We start from the raw sequence: 20,153 nt of genomic DNA, 5'->3' as shown, positions 1-20,153 counted from the left end.
GCCCGGAAGCACAGCGGTTCTGGGCAATGACATGCATCAGAACAATCACTCAAAGGGCGTCGACTGAATCCGGTTCAGCGCGACGCGCTTTAAGCTCCGGCGATGGCGTGGTTTCGCGCTCCGCCTGCTCGCCGGAAAGCATCCTGGCCAGCCGGCTGCCGGCTTTGGCCTTCAGCCGGCGGTACTGGCCGACCTCGACGATGCGGCCGTCCTCCATCGCCACCACCCAGTCGGCGAAAGCGATCATCGAGGGCCGATGCGCGATGGTAAGGATCGTCATCTGGCCGCGCAGCCCGTCTATCGATTGCGCGATCAGCGACTGGTTCTGCCAGTCGAGCGCGCTCGTCGCTTCGTCGAGGATGAGCAGCGAGGGCTTGCGCAGCAGCGCCCGTGCCAGCGCGATGCGCTGGCGCTCGCCACCCGAAAGCCTGACGCCGCGGTCGCCCACCACGGTTTCGAGCTTCAGCTCGAGCCGCTCGACGAAGTCGGCCGCATGCGCCTTGCGTAGTGCCGCCCAGAGTTCGTCGTCGCTGGCTTTGGGCGAGGCCAGCCGCAGGTTGGCGGCGATCGTCTCATGCAGCAGGAACACATCCTGCGGTACGTAGGCCACCTGGTCGCGCCAGGCCCGACGGTTCTGCAACGTGATCTCGATGCCGTCCGCCAGGATCCTGCCTCCGCTCGGCTCCAGCAGCCCAAGCAGCATGTCGGCAATCGTGCTCTTGCCGGAGCCCGAGGGACCGATCAGGGCCGTCACCTTGCCGGCCGGCAGGCCGAAGGTGATGCCCGAGACCACCGGCTTTGCGTCGCCGTCGCCGTAAGCGAAGGACACATCGCGGATGTTGAGGCCGGTATCGAGCGACAGTCTTGCGTCTTGTCCTGCCAGAGCCTCCGCCGGCTCGCGCTCGGCATCGAATCGCGCCTGCAGGGCCTGCATGGAGGCGTAGGCCGGCAGGTTGATCAGCACCTGCTGCGCTTGCAACTGCATGTCCATGAAGCGCGGCGCAACCCGCATGAAGACCAGGAGCAGCACAACGATCTCGGCGAGCGACAGATGGAAGCGAACCAGCGCGATGTAGATAAACAGGCTGAGCCCGACCACGCTCGCCACCTGGAACAATGCGCTGCCGAGCGTGGAGTTGCGGACAAAGGCGATGTTGTCGGCCTTCATCCTGTCGAGCGTCGCGCGCAATTCGGCGAAATAGCTTGCCTCGACGTTCAGGCTCTTCGCCACTTTGATGCCGCCGAGGAATTCCGACACCGTGCGATACTGGTCCTGCCGGTTGGCGGTCAGTGTGCGGCCATAGGTCCTGGCGCGTGCCCGGAAGGGCTGCAGCGCGACCAGCAGCACCACGCCGATGACGATGGCGAAGGACGTCATCACCGGCGAAATGAACAGCGACACCACGAGATAGCCCGCCAGCAAAAGCATGGCCTGGGTCAGCATCAGTAGTCCGAAGGCGGCCGCCTGCACGCGGTCGACATCGCCGTTCAGCGCATGGTCTAGGTCGGAGCCGCGGATGCGGGTGAACACGCCCCAGCGCGCTTTGCCGATGCTCTCGAACAGATCGAGCCGAACGCGGTTGACGAAGTCGTAGAGCAGCCGCGCCATGTAGACCGCCTTGAAGCGGTTGAAGATCGCCTGCAGCACAACCAGTGCCACCAGCAGGCAAAGGATCGCCGCCAGCGGCAGCGTTCCGCCCGGCACCAGCCATTGCAGGGCTTGCGGCACCCGCACCGCATAGTCCTGGTCCGCCTTGCCGATCAGATGCAGCAGCGGGACGAGCAGCAGGATCGAGATGCCTTCGGTCAGGCTGCCCAGGATCAGGAAAGACAGCGCCGTCAGCGTGCGACGCCCGCCGACATAGGCCATCATGGCGCCGAAGCCGGCGATGTCCCGGAAGAGCGAGAGTCGCAGCTTGGAAGACCAGCCCATGTCCTTGCTCACCCGGATGCCAAATCGGCTTCGATCAAATCGGCTTCGATAAGCGCGACCGCTTCATCAATGCGTTCGAGACCGGTCGGCACTTCCAGGCGGCACACGCCGACCTGCGCGGCAAGCTGCGCGCTCTGGCGCAGATGCGTGGCGGCGAAATCGCCGGCGAGCGCCTGCCGGCCGAACCGCGTGATGTAGGAGAACTTGATGATGGCCGGCAACGCGGCAAGCGCCGGTAGCGGCGAGATCGCTGCCGTTTCGCCGCGCTCCAGTACATAGATGCGCGACGCCGGCACTGCGTCTGCGGCGAAGCCGTCATTCAGGCGATGTTGCGCCTTGTCGATTTGCGGATGCACCTGCGGGCGTATCTCCGCCTGCTCCAGGCGGATGGCCCCGGCCGCATCCGCGGCAAGCTTGAGCTGCGGGAAGCCGGGCAGGATCATCGGGCGGTTTGGGTCGGACAGATCCAGCGCCACGACATCGTCGGTCAAGAGATGGTGGCCGGCGCGTATCATGGCGCCGGCCGTGGTGGATTTGCCGGCGCCCTTGTCGCCGAGGAAGATCACGCTCTTGCCGCCGACGGCGATGGCGCTGGCATGCAGGATGAGCAGCCCGCGCTGGTGGAGAGCCAGCGCCAGCACCGGCCCGAGCAACGGGAAGGCAAGCAGCGGATCGTCGACGCCTGGCGCCGGATCGACATCGATGCGCTTGCCGTCATCGATCAGGAACGCGCCGACCGCCTCCCAGAAAAGATACTGCCGCGTCGGCTCGAACTGGAAAGCGGTGGCGCCTTGCGACGCGCCTTCCGGAGGGTCGATCGGCTTGACGACGATCTCCAGATCGGGCGCTACGGGCGTCGTCGGCTCCAGTTCCGGCAGAGCCACCTCCGAGCTGATGACCAGCCCGTAAGCTTTGTAGAAGCGGCGGATGCGGCCGTGTCGCATAGTCGCGTGGGTGGGCGGCAGTGGCGTCTCGGTGACGGAAGCATTCGCGATAATCATGCAGGGCTCCCGTTTGCCTGGACCTGGCGCAGCCAAAGCGATAGCGAAACCGAGCGCCAGACATGCTGCACATCGGGCAGCGTCGCCTGTTCGGGCTGGTTCTGTATGCGGGCATAGACGGCGCGGACTTCCGGCAGGTTGACATAGGGCGCGATCAGATCGCCGTCCGATACCAGCACCTTGTCCAGCAGCGCGCGATGATTGCCGAGCATGCCCTTGACCAGGTTGGCGGTGAAATCGATCTTGTCGCGCCGCCATTGCACCGCCGGCGGCAGGATGCCTTGCATGGCCCGGCGCATGACGTAGCGGCCGAAGCCGTCCTTCAGTTTTTCCTCGCCGGGCAGCGCCAGGCAGAACTCGACCAGCGGCTTGTCCCAGAACGGATAACGTGGCTCGACGCCGAAATTGGCGGCCGCCTTGTCAAGCACCTCGAAAGAGTGCTGCACCAGCCCGTTGGACAGAAGCCAGCGATGCGTCAGCGCTTCGCTGGCGCTGACCGCCGCGGGCATATGGCCGGCGCGATGGAAGCGCTCGGCAAGGTCGGTGCGTCTGGCGAGATCCGGATTGACCAGACTCGCCCAGGCGGCGCGCGGCGCCTTATGCGGGCTGCGCCAAACCTTGCCGAGAAGCCGTCCGGCGATCGACCGCATCCTGGCGATCCGCCAGGCCGGTCCGTAGATGGTCAGGAATTTGAAATAGAGCGACAGCATGCCTTCGCCATAGGTGTTGGCGGCGCTGTGCAGCTCTCGCCACAGCTCGAGCCAGCGGCGCGCATTGGCCAGTTCGTGCAGGTGGCCATGGCCTTGTGAGACGACTTCGTCGCCGCCGTGTCCGTCGAGAAGCACCCTCACGCCCTTGGCTCCGGCGGTGCGGTAGATATCGCGGGTCAGCGACAGGCCGGGGGCGAGAAAAGTCCCTTCCTGCTCTTCGAGGATGCGCTCGAATTCGGCGAAGGGCGCGTAGTTGCCGACGGCTATCAGCGTCGGATCGAACCTTTGATGATCGAGGACCGCGTCGATGAACGGCTTTTCGTCCATTGGCGATCCCTTGTCGAAGACCAGGGAGAAGGTCTTCAGCCGTGGCCGGCGCTGCGCCGAGCCCCGGAGGCCGGCGAGGCAGGCGATCGAGGAAGAATCGAGGCCGCCGCTAAGCATGGCGCCGGTGGCCGGCGTGCCGCGCATGCGGTTCTCCACCGACTGCGCAAAAAGATGCCTGAACTCCTCCGCCGCATCGGCGCGCGGCGGCCGTTGCGAAGGCTCGATCTGCCAGTAGCGCCGCAGCGTCACCTGACGCTCCGTCACAACCATGCTGTGGCGCGCCGGCAAGCGGAAGATTTCCGCGTAAGGGGTCGCCTGGGTGTCATCCGGCAGGCCGGCAAGGAAGCCGGAAATCTGATGTTCGCTGATGCGCCTGCCGACATCGTCCAGGGCAAGGATCGGTCCGATCTCGGAGGCGAAGGCGAAGCGCCTGTCGGTTGAATGGTAGTAGAAGGGTTTGACGCCGAAATGGTCGCGTGCGCAATAAAGCGACTGCTGCTCGCCGTCCCAGATCGCAAAGGCGAAATCGCCCTGCAGATAGGTCGGGCAGGCCTCGCCCCATTTGAGATAGGCCCGCATGATCAGCGCCGCGTCGGCCATCGACCGGTCTCGCAAGCCAAGGCGCGCCATGAGCTCGTCGCGGTTGTCCAGCCGGCAATCTGCCGTGATGGCGAGCTTGCCGCCGGCCATAGTCAATGGGCCGGGCCCGTCCTCCCCGGTCGTGTCGAGCCAGGCATGGCCGAGCGCCGCGCCGCTGTCTGTCCACCATGAGGCGCCGTCGCGGGCGCGGTGGCGCATGCGCGCCAGCATCTCCTGGATGTCGCCGGCGGCGGCCGGCTTGCCGCCTTGTCTGGACAGGATTCCGGCGACGCCGCTCATCGCTTAGGACCCGTGGTCGACGAGATGGGTGAAGCCATTGATCGAGCCGCCGAGCACGATGTGGTCGCCGCTCATCAGCCAGGCATGCGCCTTGAGCCGCGGGCCACTGTCACGCTCGATGCCGATCGTGATCTTGGAGGCCTTGCCCTGGCGCGCCAAAAGGTATTGGCCCGCGAGCGCCTGGGTAAGGCAACTGGCGCCAGGCACGAGCCGCGCGGCCGCGGCGACGCCCCAGGCGACGCGCCGCAAATCGCCGATGCCGGCGTCGCCTGTCGCCTCCAGGCGCATGACCCTGCCGCGAACATAGTTGTATGAGGACAGCGTCAGCCCGAGTCGCACGACCGCCACCACGGCAAGGCAGCGCATCAGGAAGAACGCCTCCGGCATGCTCAAGGAGCCGAGCCTCGAGAAATTCCAGGAAAAGTGCGAAGCGGTTTTACGCCCCGAATTGCGCCAAAACAAAGAGATAGGGCGGTTCGCCGTTTCCATGAAACGGTGAAACGCCCTAGACCAGTTCCTCATGGTCCAGCCTCGCAAGTCCTGCTTCGGTGAGCCCTTTGAGCAGGCCCTCGACGTCGGCCTTGCACCGTTCGGCATCGACACTGTAGCGCGCAAGCACGGCGTTGCGGATATCGAGCATGGATCGCGGCTCCTGGATTTGTTCCCAGACGAAGGCGCCGACGCCGTTCAGGCTGTAATAGACATTGGATTTGAGGTGGAGCAGCGCCAGTCCGCTGCCGAATTCGCAGGCCACCGCGTCGCCTGTCGCAACCACACGGTCACGGTCGGATGGGTTCCAGTTCATCTAAAACCTCGTTGCTGGCCGCCACGCCCCGGACTTGAACCAGAGAGACCTGAACCAGAAGACTCGAAACCGGGATCGGTTGCCGGCGATTGCCCGGGCAGGAAGCCGGGGGACATGGCCCCCCGGCTCACCTGTTTAAAGGGCGTCCGGAGCCCCAACTAGTCAACTCCGGATGCTGCTGAGACTGAGCTTACGAGAAAGTCAGCTGGCTGATCGGCGTGTGCGCGGGAAAGCTCGCGTCGAGCGCCGTCGAGCCACCGCCGCCCTGGGTGATGGTTTCAATCGAACCATGAACCGTCAGGCTGGGGGTCTCGTACTCATGCTTTTCAACATTCTGTTCCATTTAACTCTCCAACTGAGGACTGGAAGCGGCCACCAAGTGCCGCCAGCATATGACTATGCTGCAACGCAATTGCTGCACGGCAGCATTTATGAGTCAAGCCTGATTTACCGGACGTTAATCAATTCTCGGTTGCGTCTGCCTTGGTCGGTGATCAAACAGTGAGCAGCTGCAGTATAGGCGCTTATCGCCGGGAAAGAGAAGGGTGGGTTTTTGCTGATTAAATAAGCATATGATTTGATTATGATAATTTTTTAAGCGTCGGAAATTTTTCGCAATTGCGAGAAAAATTGCTGCAAGCGGACCTGCGCAGACAGCCTTCGCAGGAGGTGCCGGCGCTGTTTCCGAAAGTGATTGGTGGTCGCTCCAATCTAAACGCCCTGGTTGCAGAATCCCTGCGGGACAATGCCGGAAGTCGGCGGCTGAGTCGTTTTTTGCGTGCACTTCTTCGCAGTTGCGATATAAGTCCTCCAGGTGGATTTTGTGCGGAGAACGACATCGGGCATGCCCATGCAGGACGGCTCCTATGAAAGGCTGCGCGCCGCCGGCTGTGCCGATGAGGTCGCTTATGTGCAGGCCTGTCTAAGGCTGTTTTTCGCTCCTGGCGCCGAACTCGCCGCCGTTCCGGCCGATACGCCGACCCCGGCCATCTCTACAGAAAACGTCGCCGACATCGCCAGGCTGAACAAGGTCGCGGTCTTCATGCTGAAGGCTCTGGGGCGTGCGCCTGCCGGCGCGGCGCCGCCGCAACTGCTTGCCTGGCTGGACGGCTACCGCCGCCGGACCATGTCGATGAACGCGGCCTGTCTCGGCGATTCGATTGCCATCCATCGAGTGCTGCGCGACAGGCAGGTCGATTTCGTCTTCCTCAAGGGACCGCTCCAGCAGCATCTGCTCTATGGCGACCATTTCGTGAAGCCGTCCGGCGACGTCGACATACTGGTCTCGCCGGCGGGTTTTGCCGCGGCCCGCGAAGCGCTGCGCTCGGTCGGCTACGAAGTCGCCGGCAAGTCCCGCTCGGTCTGGTGGGTGCGCTTTCTCGGCGAGCAGCACATGGTCCGCGACGACGGGGTAAGGGCGTCCACGGTCGATCTGCATCATCGCCTGCAGCAGCCCGGATCGCCCAGCCCGCGCGACATCGACGGCTTCCTGCGCCGCAAGCGCGACGTGAAGGTCGCCGGCGCCGCCATGCCCATCATCTCCGCGTCGGACACCTTGCTTCTGTCGGCAATCAGCGTCGCCAAGGCGTTTTTCAACCGTGAGCCCTGCGCCGGCTACGTCTGCGATGTCCGCGCCAGCGCCAGCCGTCTGAGCGAAGCGGAGCAGCAGAAGCTGCTCGATCACGCCGCCGGGCAGGGCCTCGCCGACACCTTGCTGCTCGGCCTGCGCGCCGCCGACGTGCTGCTTGGCGGCACGGGCTCCCTGCTTTCGGATCGCGCCACCCGGATCCTGGCGCGCATCGACAATGCCGATCTTTTCCACATGGTGCTCGCGCCCTGGTTGTCGTCGCTGCGCTGGCCGCAGCGCCGCCATGTGCTGTGGGAGCTCTGCGGCCGCGAGCCTGTCCGCTATCTGGCGGAGGCCGGCTGGGCGGCCTCCGCCGACCTCAGCCGGCGGCTCTTCGAGCGTCCGGTGGCGGTCGAGCCGGGGCGGGACGAAATCATCAGAATCGCAGGCGGGGCAGCCTCCAATGCAATCGAAAGGTAAACCATGCCCGTGACGCCTGTGACCAACCCTGTGACGGCCTTCGGGGTCTGCGTCATCATCGCCGCGCGCAATGCGGCGCGCACGATCCCTGTTGCTATCGCTTCGGCGCTGCGCGAGACGGAAGTCGCCGAGGTCGTCGTCGTCGATGACGCCTCCACCGACAACACGCGGGACGTGGCCCTGGCCGGCGATGACGGCAGCGGCCGGCTGTCCGTCATCCGCCTCGACGTCAACCGCGGGCCTTCCTTCGCCCGCAATACCGCGATCAAGGCCTCGCGATCGCCCTTCATCAGCATTCTCGATGCCGACGATTTCTTTCTTGAAGGCCGCTTCCGACGGCTGTTCGCTGCTACCGACTGGGATTTCGCCGCCGACAACATCATGCTGATCCGCGACGATCCAGCGGCCGACCTCGCCAAGGTCGCTGCCCCGCCGCTCGCAGCCGATCCAGAATTCCTCGACTTCGAGCGCTTCATCTACGGCAACATTTCGCGCCGTAGCATGCTGCGTGGCGAACTGGGCTTTCTTAAGCCGGTGATCAGCCGGGCCTTTCTCGAGCGCCATGGGCTGAGCTACGACGAGAACTTGCGGCTCGGCGAGGATTACGAACTCTATGCGCGCGCCGTCGCCTCCGGGGCTCGGTTCAAGATCATCAAATCCTGCGGTTATGGCGCCCTCGTGCGCGCCGATTCGCTGAGCGGACGCCACAAGACACTGGATCTGAAGCGGCTTGCCGACGCCGATCTGGCTCTGCTGGCCATGCGCGGCCTGCCAGAGCGCGCCAAAGCGGCGTTGCGCCGTCACGAACGCCATGTGCGCGACAAGTACCGCTTGCGCCATTTCCTCGACGTCAAGGCGGAACGCGGACTTGCGTCAGCCGCCGCTTATGCTTTCGCCAGCCAGTCGAATTTCTTCCCGATCGTCAGCGGTGTGGCCGCCGACAAGCTCGACGCGCTGTTCCGCCGCACCGGCATGGCTGCCAAGCAGCAAGTACCGCCGATGCGCTTCCTCATGGCGGCGACCAGCACCGCGAAAGAGTGATCCGCGCGCCTGTTTCGGAGCCCACCTCTTCAAAAAATCCGCGTTCCCGAAACAATGAGGTTGCCTGATCGTCCGGAGGATGGCAGTCTATGCTGCAATGCAGCAATTTCGAAAGGCCAATCGGATGGCTTCGATTTTCGGCTTCAGATCCCGGGATCCGGCCCGGGACAGGCAGACCGATCTTCAGCGTTTCGACCGGCTGGCGAAGCTGTTCGACCAGATCGCGGCCGAGATCGAGGCGGAAAAGGCTGGCCTGGAGAGCCGCTACCGGTCGACGGCGACCAATGCGGCCTTTCTGGTCGAGGCGATGGAGAACGGCTCGGCGTCGAGCAGCAAGGGATCGGATGTCAGCGCGATGACCAATGCGATCCTGAATTGCGAGCGGCGCATTGCCGAACTCGCCCGCCAGAAAGGCGTGATGAAGGAACTGCGTCATTCGCTCGACGCGATTGTCGACGCCGATCGCGTCGGCTCGGAGGCCGGGCAGGCGATTTCGGCGGGATGAGGCTGATGGCAGCCACAGGCGGCGTCACCGGCATGAGACGATAGAGGAGTAAGGGCGGAGGATCGGATTTGGTTCGCTCGATGCGAGCCAGGGAAGACTTGGGTTGGGCGGACAACACAAGGTGAGTTTGTTATGAAAGTAGATCCGAACACCCCCAGCGCTCGCGCGATGTCGCATGCGCTGGTGAATGGAATTGCCGGCCTGCGGTTCGGCGCGATTGGCGCATTGTTTGCCGTCGCGGCGACCTTTGTGGCTGCCCCACCGGCCGCCCGCGCCGAGGATGCCGCCGCAAGCGCCGATCCCATGCAGAGCGCGCCGTCCTTCGTCGACAATTTCTCCAGCTTCGACCGGTCCCGTTGGTACGTCTCCGACGGCTGGAGCAACGGCGCCCATCAGAACTGCATCTGGTCGAAGGACCTCGTCCGGCTTTCCGACGGCGTGCTGTCGCTCGGCTTCGAAAAGCGCAAGCTGAAGGACCGCGACTTCGCCTGTGCCGAAATCCAGACCAAGCAGCGCTATGGTTACGGCGTCTATGAAGCACGCATGAAGACCGGTACCGGTTCCGGTCTCAACGCCGCCTTCTTCACCTATATCGGCCCGTCGGACAAAAAGCCCTGGGACGAGATCGACTTCGAGGTCCTCACCAAGGACCCGTCGAAAGTCCAGGTCAACAGCTACATCCAGGGCAAGCCTAAGAACACCAAGCTGGTCGACGTCGAGGGCGGCGCCGACAAGGGTTTCAACGACTATGGCTTTGTCTGGGAAAAGAACCGGCTGCGCTGGTACGTCAACGGCAAGCTGGTCAATGAGGTGACCAATCCCGACCAACTGCCGACCAACTCGCAGAAGATATTCTTCAGCCTGTGGGGCAGCGACAAGCTGACCAACTGGATGGGCGCCTTCGTCGATCCCGGCAGCAAGGTGACCATGGAGGTCAAGCGCATCGCCTTCACCGCCCTGGGCGATCGGTGCCAGTTCCCGGAATCGCTGGCTTGCAGCATAAGTAACAGCAACTAGGCATGATCCCGAACCGAAGGACCGCGTTAGCGAAAAGTGGGAATCGGTTTCGGATAAGACCATGCTGAACTAACAACTAGGCCTGTCCGGCCTGGGGCAGCAGAATCGACCGGGCCCATCCGCGGCCCGGCCTTGAACAGGAAAAAACGAATGAATTTGACGGTGTTTGGGATTGGCTATGTCGGTCTCGTCCAGGCTGCGGTGCTTGCCGAGGTTGGCCACGAAGTGGTGTGCGTCGATATCGACGCGGCCAAGGTCGAGCGGCTCAACCAGGGTTTCATTCCGATTTTCGAGCCCGGCCTGGAAAGCCTCGTCAAGGAAAACCACGCCGCCGGCCGCATTCGCTTCACCACCGATGCGGCCGCCGCGGTGAAGCACGGCCAGATCCAGATGATCGCCGTCGGCACGCCTCCCGGCGAGGACGGCTCGGCCGATCTCAAATATGTGCTGGCCGTCGCCGAAGCCATCGGCCGCGAGATGGATTCGCCCAAGATCGTCGTCGGCAAGTCGACGGTGCCGGTCGGCACCTGCGAAAAGGTCAAGGCCAGGATCGCCGAGACGCTGAAGGCGCGCGGTCGCGAGGACCTGACCTTCGATGTCGCCTCCAATCCGGAATTCCTCAAGGAAGGCTCGGCGGTCGCCGACTGCATGAAACCGGACCGCATCATCGTCGGCACCTCCAGCGAGGACACCGAGATGGTGATGCGCGAGCTCTACGCCCCGTTCAACCGCAACCACGAGAAGATGATCGTGATGGACGTGCGCAGCGCCGAGTTCACCAAATACGCCGCCAACTGCATGCTGGCGACCAAGATCAGCTTCATGAACGAGATGGCCAATCTGGCCGAGCAACTGGGCGCCGATATCGAGGAGGTGCGCAAGGGCATCGGCTCGGATCCGCGCATCGGCTATCACTTCATCTATCCCGGCGTCGGCTATGGCGGCTCCTGCTTCCCGAAGGACGTACGCGCCCTGATCAAGACCGCCGAGGGCGTCAAGTTCGACGCCAAATTGCTGCGCGCCGTCGAGGAGCGCAACAACGCGCAGAAGTCGGTGCTGTTCGACAAGGTGAACCACTATTTCAAGGGTGCGCTCAAGGGAAAGACCTTTGCCGTCTGGGGGCTGGCATTCAAGCCGAACACCGACGACATGCGCGAGGCGCCGGCGCGCACGCTGATGGAAGCGCTGTGGGCCGCCGGCGCCAAGGTGCAGGCCTATGATCCGGAAGCCATGCAGGAATGCCAGGCGATCTACGGTCTGCGCGACGACCTGCTCTTGTGCGGCACCAAGGAAGCGGCGCTGCGCGGCGCCGACGCGCTGCTGATCTGCACCGAATGGAAAAGCTTCCGCGCGCCGTCCTTCGATGCGCTGAAGGATGCGCTGACAACGCCGGTGATCTTCGACGGCCGCAATCTCTACGATCCCAAGGTGATCGCGCGCTACGGCATCGAATATTTCTCGATCGGCAGGATGGCGGCGTGATGGTGAGCGTCGACCTACAGAACCAGGCTCGCCTCGGCGAACGACAGCGAGGCCGACAATGACGATCTGCGTTCCGGGGATGTGTGTATCAGTAAAAGGGTCGATCTGATGGTGCTGGACGTTCGGCCCGAACAAATCGCCAACGAACATTTCGATCTCGTCGTCATTGGCTCCGGTTTCGGCTCGTCCTTCTTCCTGCATGAGTTCCTGAATCGGCGCAAAGCCCGCGTCCTGGTACTCGAATGGGGCCGCCACAACACGCATGAGTGGCAGCTCAGGCAGAACGCCAACACCGATATCGACGACGAGAGCACCTACAAGACCGACAATGCCGACAAGCCGTGGAACTACACGATCGGCCTCGGCGGCGGCACCAATTGCTGGTTCGCGCAGACGCCGCGCTTCCACCCCAACGACTTCAAGCTGAAGAGCACCTATGGCGTCGGCAATGACTGGCCGATCAGCTATGACGAGCTGGAGCCGTTCTACTGCGACGCCGAGGAGGTCATGTCGATCTCCGGCGATCCGGATATGGCCGGGATGCTGCCGCGCTCGCGGCCGTTCCCGCAGCCGCCGCATCGCATGTCGAGCCCCGACAAGTTGATGAAGGCCGCCCAGCCGGAGCAGCATTTCGTCATGCCGACGGCGCGCGCCCGGGTGGCGACGCCGCAGCGCGCCTCATGCTGCGCCAATCTCAGATGCTGGCTGTGCCCGGCCGATGCCAAGTTCACCGTCAACAACGGCTTGATGCATGTCTTCCAGCATCCCGACGTCTCGGTGTGCCTCGGCGCCGAGGTGCGCCGTTTCGATCACGCCGGCGGCTCCGCCCGGTCGGTCGTCTTCATGAACAAGGGCAAGGAATATGCGGTCAGTGGCGATCTCTTCATCCTCGGCGCCAACGCCATCCAGAGCCCGGCGATCATGCTGCGCTCAGGCCTCGGCGGCGAGTTCGTCGGGCTCGGCCTGCACGAATCCTATGGCTGGAATTTCGAGGTCTATCTCGACGGCGTCGACAATTTCGACGGCTCGACCATCACCACCGGCCTGAATTTCGGCCTCTATGACGGCCCGCATCGTGCCGAGCACGCCGCAGCACTGGTCTATTTCGAGAACCGCTGGCAGCACGGCATGCGCGCCGAGAAGGGGCGGCTCAGGCAGACGCTGCCGCTGGTCATCGTCACCGAAAACCTGCTCGATCCGGAAAACCGCGTCGTCCTCGACGAGGAGGACAATGCATTCGTCAGCTTCAAGGGCGCGTCCGACTACGCGACCAAAGGCATGGCCAAAGCGCTTGAAAGGCTGCCGGGCCTGCTTGAGCCGCTGCCGGTCGAGAAGATTTTCGACCGCGGCATCCGGCCGACCGAATCGCATGTGCAGGGCACCTTGCGCATGGGCACCGGCCCGGCCGATTCGGTGGTCGACCGCGACATGATCCATCACCAGCTCAGGAACCTGGTCGTCGTCGGCACCAGCACCTATCCGAGCTGTTCCTGCGCCAATCCGAGCCTGACCGCCGCGGCCCTGTCGTTGCGGGCGGCCGGGAGGCTGGCGGCATGAGGGAGGGCCTGATGAAGATCAATCGGCGCACGGCGCTCGCCATCCTTGCCGGCGGTGTCGCCTCGACCGGCATTGCCGCGGCCGCCGTTTCGTCTTTCTCGGATGAGGATCTGATCCGCGTCACTCTGGAAAGATACTTTGGCTCACTCAACATGCGCATCGAGCATCTGCAGCAGTTCGCGCTGGAGTTCCGCAACCGCAATCCTTGGGTATTCCCGAGCGACCGGCTGGCCGACGCTGTGACCCTGGCCGAGACAGTTAAACTTGGCGAAGCGCGTGAACTTTTGCCGAGACAGAAGCGGCGCGATTTGCGCCATTTCGACCGCTGGGTGATCGCCGAGTTCCACATGCTGACCGACTACGCCTGGCGCAGCTCGCCGAACGATCCAATTCGCTTCACCGGCTGGCATCCCTGCACCAATCCCTTCGCCAATCTCGAGCCGCAGAATGCGTAAGGCAGGCGGAACAGAAGACAGTATGAGGTCATCAATGGCTGCACCACGCAAACCGACGGTCACCGTCATCGTTCCCACCTTCAACCGCGAGAAGTTCCTGCCCGAAGCCATCGCCAGCCTGCTCCAGCAGACTGTGGCGCCGGATCAGATCCTGATCGTGGACGACGGCTCGACAGACAACACCGGTTCAGTGGCGGCTTCTTTCCCCGTGCCAGTGGAGTATTACCGCAAGGAGAATGGCGGCAAATCCACGGCGCTCAATTTTGCCCTGAAGCATTGCACGGGAGATTTCGTCTGGATATTCGACGACGACGACGTCGCGGATCCGACTGCGCTCGAGCGGTTTCTCGCTGCTTTCGAGCAGGATCCCTCGGCGGACTTCGCCTTCGGCGAATATGCGCGTTTCCAGCGCTCGGCACAGATCGCTGAAGGGGACTACCAGATTGTCGCCTTCGGCCACGTCAGCCAGGACAATTTCTTCCCGTCGCATCTCGAATATTGCCACGTCCACCAGCCGGGTCTGCTGGTGCGCCGCGAATGCTACGACGAGGTCGGAGGCTTCAATGAAACCCTGGTCCGGTCGCAGGACTACGAGATGATGCTGAGGCTTGCGCGCCGGTTCAAGGGCGTCAGGGTCGACGGCCTCATGTTCTTCCAGCGCCAGCACGATATGATCCGCGGCAGCACCAAGGTGGTGATTTCCTATACCGATCGGATCAAGGCCTGGGGCTCGTACGACCGGGTGATCATGGAAGAGGTCTACCAGTCGGTCGATCTGTATGAATATCTCGACCGCTCGGAACAGGCCTTGCCGAAAACGGCAGATCTCGAGATGCAGGCATTGCTGCAGCGTTCGAGCATCATGGCTAGGAAGGGTCTATGGCACCACGCGGCCGAAGACATCCGCCATTACGCCCTGCTTGCGGAGCGAGCCGGAAAGACGTCGCTCAGCGACAAGGAACGCGCCATCGTGCGGCGCACGTTCGAAGCCTATGACACGGGCCTGGCATCCGCCCCCGCCGACGAATTCGTCTCGGCGGTGAAGGGATGGAAGGCGGGAGCCCTGAGGACCGATATCGTCAGGGAATACATGCACTCCTTCCCGCATTTCCTCGCCCGTGATTTGAAGGCGGGAAAACTCGTCCCCGCATCGAAGCTCTTGCGAGAGTACTCAACGCTGTCTCTCTCAGGCTCGGTCAGTCGCCTCTGTCGGGCAATGACGTCGAAGCTTCCATTGCTGCGCGGCGCAAGCTAACGGCCTGCAATTGAGCGCGGGATTGCCGGACAACGCTGGACCGAATTTAGGAGCCGACCGATGAAAGTGCTTTTTGCAAGCGGCAACGGATACATTCCCGAGTTCACCGGCGGCGTGCAATCCAACACTCACCATCTCGCCGAACAGCTGATCGAGCACGGCCACCAGGCATCGGTCCTCGCATCGCTGTTCGGCGACGGCATGTTCGGCCTCAAGGCGCGTGCCAAGATGAAGCTGCTGCGGCAGCCCGCGGTTGTCGACAATTTTCCCGGCTATCCGGTGATGCGCGCCTGGTTCCCCTGGGAGGCAGCCGGCTTCGCCGTCGAGAAAACCGGACCCGACGTTGCCGTCGTGCAGTGCCACAAGTCGGTGCTGCTCGGAAAGGCGCTTCTGGCCGAAGGCGTGCCGCTGGTTGTCTATCTCCACAATGTCGAGTTCCACGAGTTGGCCGGCGACCCGCGTGAACTCGGTTCGGCCATATACATCGCCAATTCCGAGTTCACGGCGCGCACCTATAAGGAAAAATTCGGCATCGAGTCCATCGTCCTTCCGCCGGCCATCGACGACGCGCTCTATTGCACGCGCACGACCGGCGAATTCGTCACCATGATCAATCCCTACGAGGAGAAGGGGTTCGATCTGGCGGTCAAGATCGCGGCCGCCTGTCCGGAGATTCCGTTCCTGCTCGTGGAAAGCTGGAAGCTGGATGACGACCATCGCGCCCGCGTCGAGAAGACCATCGCGCCGTTTTCGAACATCAAGCTCGAAAACCGCACCAACGACATGAAGACGGTCTATGGCCGCACCAGAATCCTGCTTGCGCCGAGCAAGTGGGAGGAAGCCTGGGGCCGCGTAGCTTCCGAGGCGCATTGCAGCGGCATCCCCGTCGTCGGATCGAAGCGTGGCGGCCTGCCCGAAGCCATCGGACCCGGCGGCGTGGTGTTGGACTATGAAGCTCCGGTCGCCGACTGGGCCGCGGCGGTGCGGAGCCTGTGGAACGATCGCCAGGAATACGAACGGCTTTCCGCCGCGGCTATCGCCTTCTCCAAACGCCCGGAGCTCGACCCCGCGCGGCAATTGGTGGTGTTTCTCGATCTTCTCGAAAAAGCGGCCCGGCAGGGCGTCCGCCGCGCAGCGTAATTTTCCTGAAACGCCTTTATGCCGGGCGCTTCACCCGGTTCTTCAGCGCCTGGTAGCCGCGCTCGCCTAGCAGGGCGCGCGCCGTCGCCTTCACGGCCTGCTTTCGCCCATCGAGTGAATTGATTTGTCTCAACCGCGCCGGCAGGTTGCGCGCCGCCTGCTCCAGCGCCGGCAGCGACAGCGGGTCGGGCAGGCTAACCATGTTGGTTTCTACGCACAACACCGGCTTGCCGGAGAGCTTCGCGATACTGTGCGCCTGCTGGTGCTCGCTCTCGATGAACAGGATGGCGTCCGACTTGCGGTAGAACTCGGCCTTGAAGCTGCCATGCGCGCCGAGCCGCTGCCGCTCCGCCTTGTTCGGCAAGTCGAGCATGATGAGGTGGTCGTATTTGATGTTTTGGCCGGCGAGCCAGGCCTCGGTCGGCTTGCGGTATTTCTCCAGCCGGCTAGTGACCAGCCAGCCGATCTTGCGGGTCGGACTGAGCAGGGGCCGCGCCTCGGCGAGGAATTTCTCGTAGGCCGGACCGTCGTCGTTTTCCTCCTCGGTCGGATCGAGGCAAAGCACGCCGTCGATGTCGACGCAGCACTGCTCGAGGAACATATGGTGCATGAAATTCCACTGGAACATCCTGGGATGCGGCACGGCCTCGAAGACCATGTCGGTTTCTTCATGCTGCAGCGACAGCCCGAACACGGCCGCGAAGATGAACTCGCCCTCGATGCCGCTGGCCGCGACCTTCTCGCGCGCATCGCGCATTGCGGTGCCGCCGATGATGCTGTCGTCGATCACCAGGATCTTGCGCATCTCGGAAGCCTGCCGGTCGAGGCCCGCCCAGCGCTTCGTGATGCCCGACGTATAGATCCTGCCGGCCAGGAAACTGTCGAGATCGGTCATCGGGATGTTTGCGATCAGGCTGACCATGGTGCCGGCGAGGATACCGCTCCTCGGCACGCCGACGACCAGGTCGATATCGCGCGGCAGTCGGTGCAGGTTGCGCACGATCGTGTCGTTCATGTCTGAAATCGATCGGTAGTTCATTGTGTTGCCTTACCTCAAAACGTAGGCGGTTTGCCGGATGGCGACGGAAAAGCCGTCGAAGCCGTTGCGATAAACGAGATCATTTCGCCTCGCTTGATGCCGGAGAAAAGCCGCGCGCCGGGATAAGCCTTAAGGCCTCGCGAAGCGCTTCGCGGCCAGCGCTGAAGGCGAGAGCTACGAGAATGGTGACGGTATAGGAGAGCACCGCTCCTCCGGCCAGCGCGACGACGGGCTGCGCTGGCAGCACTGGCTTGGCCAGCCAGACCAGGGTCAGCGCCAGATGTGCGCCAAGCACGAACGGAGTTGCGGCATGGAGCACGTGGCTGGCGCGCAGCGGTCCGACCTTGCCGATATAAAGCCATAGGAACGGGGTTCTGAGATATTCGCTGATCGCGTAAGCGATCGCGACGCCGAGCGCCCCATAAGGAAGGCCTATGGCGAAGGCCAGCACCGAGGTCACGGCCGTGACGATGCCCCAGCGCATGAAATCGCTGGAGCGGCCCTGGCTGACGAACAGCCATCCCGCCGGATTGTTGAGCGGTTGCAGCAGGCCGGCAAAGCCTAACGCCAGGAAGATCGGTGCGCTCCCGCGCCATTGCTCGCCGAGCACGAAGGGGATGAGCGTGTCGGACATGGCGGTGGCGAAGGCGACGCCGGGCAACGCCACCAGGAGGATCAGCGGCATGACGCGCAGATAGGCGCTGCGGTAGCGATCCGGCTCGTCCTTCAGCCGCGACAGCGCCGGGACCATGACCTTGGAAAGCGGATTGGTGATCTGGCTGAGTGGGAAAAGCAGCAGCTTGTAGGCGCGGTCGTAGAGGCCGAGCTGGGCTTCGCCCCAATATTTGCCGATGAGCACATTGTCGAGGTTGCGGGCGAAGAAGTTAGCGAAGTTGAAGCCGGTGATGCCGGCGCCGAAATGGATCAGCTGGCCGATGCCCTCGACCTTTCGCGGCAGTCCGGGACGCCAGCGCGAGGAGGCCCAATAGCAGAGCGTAGGCAGCACGGCGCTCGCCAGCGTGCCAGCGAAAAGTGCCCAGTAGGAACGATCGATGAAGGTCCAGGCTATCGAAACGCCGACACCGACGACGGCGCTGGCGATGTCTATCATGGCGAGCCTCGTGAACTCCATGCGGCGCGTCAGCAAGGCCACATGCTGGGCTCCCAGGCCGTAGGCCATGATCTGCAGGCCGAAGGCAGCGACCAGTCCCGTGACGCGCGGCTCGCCATAAAAGGCGGCGACCAGTGGCGCGGCGCCGGCGAGCGCCAAGGCCAGCACGGCGCTGACCGCCGTGTTGATCCAGAACAGATAGTTGACCTCTTCGTGGCGGATGCCGGTTTTCTGGATCGTCGCCTGGGTCAGGCCGAAATCCTGGAACAGCGCGATGAAGGCAAGCACCGGCGCGCACATCGCCACGACGCCGAAATCCTGCGGCGACAACAGCCGCGACAGCACGATGACGGAGATCATCTGTGTCGCCACCCGCACGCCTTGCGCCATCGCGGTGACGACGGCGCCACGCCCGACCGATCTGCGCAGTGAGCCCTCGGGCGGATCGAATGCACTGGTTTCCAAATTCAGGATTCCTGATCTTGCACCGGCCCGACATCGTCGCGACCGGCGCCCGCCGCCATGAACAAACTACCGCAAGACGTTTTTGCAGTGCAACAAAAAATGTGGGGCACTTGCTTCGCCGCACCAAAAATGTTGCGATGCAGCAAAACCTGTAATAGCATCCCCAATGGGTGGGCCAACAGCGGTCGAGTTTTATGCTGCATGTCTTGTACCTTGTGCATGACGTATCCGATCCAGCGGTGCGCCGGCGGGTCAAAATGCTCAGGGCAGGCGGCGCCAGGATCACCCTGGCGGGCTTCCGCCGCACCAACGGCCCGGTCGCCGAGATCGAAGGTGTCGAGCCGATCGACCTTGGCGCGACGCGCGATGGCCGATTCGCGCAGCGCATCGGCGCGGTCGCCAAGGCGGCGATGTCGATCGGCGCCAAGCTCGGCGCGCTGCCGAAGCCCGATCTGATGATCGCGCGCAACCTCGAGATGCTGGCGCTCGCCCGCCGCGCCAACAGCGCGCTCGGTGCGGATGTGCCGATCGTCTATGAATGCCTGGACATCCATCGCCTGGTGCTGCGCAACGATTTCGTCGGCAGGACGCTGCGTGGCGCCGAGCGCCGCCTCGCCCGCGACGTGAAACTGCTGGTGACGAGCTCGCCGGCCTTCATTGCCAATTATTTCGAGCCGTTCGGCCAGATCGCCGCACCTGTCGAACTGATCGAGAACAAGTATTTCGACACCGCGCCCGTGGCGGCACAGGAGGGTTTCGAGGACGAAAGCCCGGTGGCGCCGCCATGGCGCATCGGTTGGTTCGGCGCGCTGCGCTGCCGCCGCTCGCTGGAATTGCTGGCCGATTTCACCCGCCGGCAGTCGGGACGCTTCGAGGTCTTGCTGCGCGGTCGCCCGGCGCTCACCGAATTCCCCGATTTCCATGCTTTCGTCGATGCCGAGCCGTGGCTTTCCTTTGGCGGGCCTTATCGCAACCCGGAGGACATGGCGGCGATCTACCGCGAGGTGCATTTCTCCTGGGCGATCGACTTTTTCGAGGCCGGCCAGAATTCCGAGTGGCTGCTTCCCAACCGCCTCTATGAAGGCTGCCGCTTCGGCGCGGTGCCGATCTCGATGGCCGATACCGAAACCGGGCGGTTCCTGAAGGCGCAAGGCATCGGCCTGCTTTTGCCCGAAGCCACCGCCGACGGGATCGAAGCGATGCTCGGCCGCATGGATCAGGACGCCTATCGAGCCCTGAAGTCGCGGGTGCTGAGCCGCAATCCGAGGACCTGGAGCTACGACCGCAGCGATTGCCTGGCCTTCGTCGACAAGCTGCGTGGTCTGGCCGCCATTCCCGGCTCCTTCGCAACCCAGGCAGCGGCATAATGGAGAGACAAGACACG

Annotated in this window: 19 protein-coding genes; 10 read left to right on the top strand and 9 right to left on the bottom strand. The window is 63.5% G+C overall.

Features of this window, described 5'->3' with window-relative positions; genetic code table 11:
• Nucleotides 1-49: 49 nt before the first annotated feature.
• The 6 genes from FJ988_RS02310 to FJ988_RS02285 all read right to left on the bottom strand — a co-directional run bounded on the left by FJ988_RS02310 (nt 50) and on the right by FJ988_RS02285 (nt 5,998).
• Nucleotides 50-1,933 carry an ABC transporter ATP-binding protein gene (locus tag FJ988_RS02310; protein ID WP_140815121.1) on the bottom strand — a complete coding sequence of 628 codons (1,884 nt, stop codon included), beginning with the start codon at nt 1,931-1,933 and terminating at the stop codon, nt 50-52.
• An 8-nt stretch (nt 1,934-1,941) separates the two neighbouring features.
• On the bottom strand, nt 1,942-2,934 hold the full coding sequence (locus FJ988_RS02305) for a serine kinase (protein WP_348644342.1): 993 nt from the start codon (nt 2,932-2,934) through the stop codon (nt 1,942-1,944).
• Nucleotides 2,931-4,850 (bottom strand): lasso peptide isopeptide bond-forming cyclase, encoded by a 1,920-nt coding sequence (locus FJ988_RS02300; protein ID WP_140815120.1) that lies wholly within the window; start codon nt 4,848-4,850, stop codon nt 2,931-2,933. Before FJ988_RS02300 ends, FJ988_RS02305 begins: the two co-directional genes overlap by 4 nt.
• A 3-nt stretch (nt 4,851-4,853) precedes the next feature.
• The gene (locus FJ988_RS02295; RefSeq protein WP_246688424.1) at nt 4,854-5,237 is read right to left on the bottom strand and encodes a lasso peptide biosynthesis B2 protein; all 384 of its coding nucleotides are present in this window, start codon (nt 5,235-5,237) and stop codon (nt 4,854-4,856) included.
• Between the two features lie 118 nt (nt 5,238-5,355).
• Nucleotides 5,356-5,655 (bottom strand): PqqD family protein, encoded by a 300-nt coding sequence (locus FJ988_RS02290; RefSeq protein ID WP_140815118.1) that lies wholly within the window; start codon nt 5,653-5,655, stop codon nt 5,356-5,358.
• Nucleotides 5,656-5,845: 190 nt separating this feature from the next.
• The gene (locus tag FJ988_RS02285; RefSeq protein ID WP_140815117.1) at nt 5,846-5,998 is read right to left on the bottom strand and encodes a lasso peptide; all 153 of its coding nucleotides are present in this window, start codon (nt 5,996-5,998) and stop codon (nt 5,846-5,848) included.
• A gap of 501 nt (nt 5,999-6,499) precedes the next feature.
• Between FJ988_RS02285 and FJ988_RS02280 the strand changes: the two genes are divergently transcribed.
• The 9 genes from FJ988_RS02280 (at nt 6,500) to FJ988_RS02240 (ending at nt 16,154) form a co-directional block, all read left to right on the top strand.
• Nucleotides 6,500-7,702 carry a nucleotidyltransferase family protein gene (locus tag FJ988_RS02280; protein ID WP_140815116.1) on the top strand — a complete coding sequence of 401 codons (1,203 nt, stop codon included), beginning with the start codon at nt 6,500-6,502 and terminating at the stop codon, nt 7,700-7,702.
• 3 nt (nt 7,703-7,705) lie between these two features.
• The gene (locus tag FJ988_RS02275; RefSeq protein ID WP_140815115.1) at nt 7,706-8,743 is read left to right on the top strand and encodes a glycosyltransferase family 2 protein; all 1,038 of its coding nucleotides are present in this window, start codon (nt 7,706-7,708) and stop codon (nt 8,741-8,743) included.
• A gap of 124 nt (nt 8,744-8,867) precedes the next feature.
• Nucleotides 8,868-9,248, top strand: coding sequence for a hypothetical protein (locus tag FJ988_RS02270; RefSeq protein WP_140815114.1), 381 nt, complete (start codon nt 8,868-8,870; stop codon nt 9,246-9,248).
• Between the two features lie 132 nt (nt 9,249-9,380).
• Complete coding sequence (locus FJ988_RS02265; RefSeq protein WP_140815113.1) at nt 9,381-10,265, top strand: family 16 glycosylhydrolase; 885 nt, start codon at nt 9,381-9,383, stop codon at nt 10,263-10,265.
• A 150-nt stretch (nt 10,266-10,415) separates the two neighbouring features.
• On the top strand, nt 10,416-11,747 hold the full coding sequence (locus FJ988_RS02260; RefSeq protein ID WP_140815112.1) for a UDP-glucose/GDP-mannose dehydrogenase family protein: 1,332 nt from the start codon (nt 10,416-10,418) through the stop codon (nt 11,745-11,747).
• A gap of 108 nt (nt 11,748-11,855) precedes the next feature.
• A complete protein-coding gene (locus tag FJ988_RS02255) occupies nt 11,856-13,304 on the top strand; it encodes a GMC oxidoreductase (RefSeq protein WP_140815111.1) in 1,449 nt (482 codons plus the stop codon).
• Nucleotides 13,305-13,315: 11 nt separating this feature from the next.
• Entirely contained in the window at nt 13,316-13,759 is a 444-nt protein-coding gene (locus FJ988_RS02250) for a hypothetical protein (protein WP_407067751.1), read from the top strand.
• Entirely contained in the window at nt 13,752-15,014 is a 1,263-nt protein-coding gene (locus FJ988_RS02245; RefSeq protein ID WP_140815110.1) for a glycosyltransferase family A protein, read from the top strand. The genes FJ988_RS02250 and FJ988_RS02245 overlap by 8 nt, the downstream gene beginning before the upstream one ends.
• Before the next feature lie 60 nt (nt 15,015-15,074).
• Nucleotides 15,075-16,154, top strand: a complete 1,080-nt coding sequence (locus FJ988_RS02240) for a glycosyltransferase (protein WP_140815109.1) — start codon at nt 15,075-15,077, stop codon at nt 16,152-16,154.
• Nucleotides 16,155-16,170: 16 nt separating this feature from the next.
• On the opposite strand, the gene FJ988_RS02235 is transcribed toward FJ988_RS02240, so the two are convergent.
• The 3 genes from FJ988_RS02235 to FJ988_RS30725 all read right to left on the bottom strand — a co-directional run bounded on the left by FJ988_RS02235 (nt 16,171) and on the right by FJ988_RS30725 (nt 18,990).
• Nucleotides 16,171-17,193 carry a phosphoribosyltransferase gene (locus tag FJ988_RS02235; RefSeq protein WP_140815108.1) on the bottom strand — a complete coding sequence of 341 codons (1,023 nt, stop codon included), beginning with the start codon at nt 17,191-17,193 and terminating at the stop codon, nt 16,171-16,173.
• Between the two features lie 79 nt (nt 17,194-17,272).
• The gene (locus FJ988_RS02230; RefSeq protein ID WP_140815107.1) at nt 17,273-18,769 is read right to left on the bottom strand and encodes a lipopolysaccharide biosynthesis protein; all 1,497 of its coding nucleotides are present in this window, start codon (nt 18,767-18,769) and stop codon (nt 17,273-17,275) included.
• A 2-nt stretch (nt 18,770-18,771) separates the two neighbouring features.
• Entirely contained in the window at nt 18,772-18,990 is a 219-nt protein-coding gene (locus FJ988_RS30725; RefSeq protein ID WP_181183409.1) for a hypothetical protein, read from the bottom strand.
• Between FJ988_RS30725 and FJ988_RS02225 the strand changes: the two genes are divergently transcribed.
• Nucleotides 18,964-20,136, top strand: a complete 1,173-nt coding sequence (locus FJ988_RS02225; protein ID WP_140815106.1) for a glycosyltransferase — start codon at nt 18,964-18,966, stop codon at nt 20,134-20,136. The genes FJ988_RS30725 and FJ988_RS02225 overlap by 27 nt on opposite strands.
• Nucleotides 20,137-20,153: the final 17 nt, after the last annotated feature.

The sequence above is a fragment of the Mesorhizobium sp. CU3 genome, from assembly GCF_006442965.1.
Classification (GTDB): Bacteria; Pseudomonadota; Alphaproteobacteria; order Rhizobiales; family Rhizobiaceae; genus Mesorhizobium.
The sequence above is the reverse complement of the archived record's forward strand: the minus strand, read 5'-3'. Positions and strand labels throughout refer to the sequence as shown.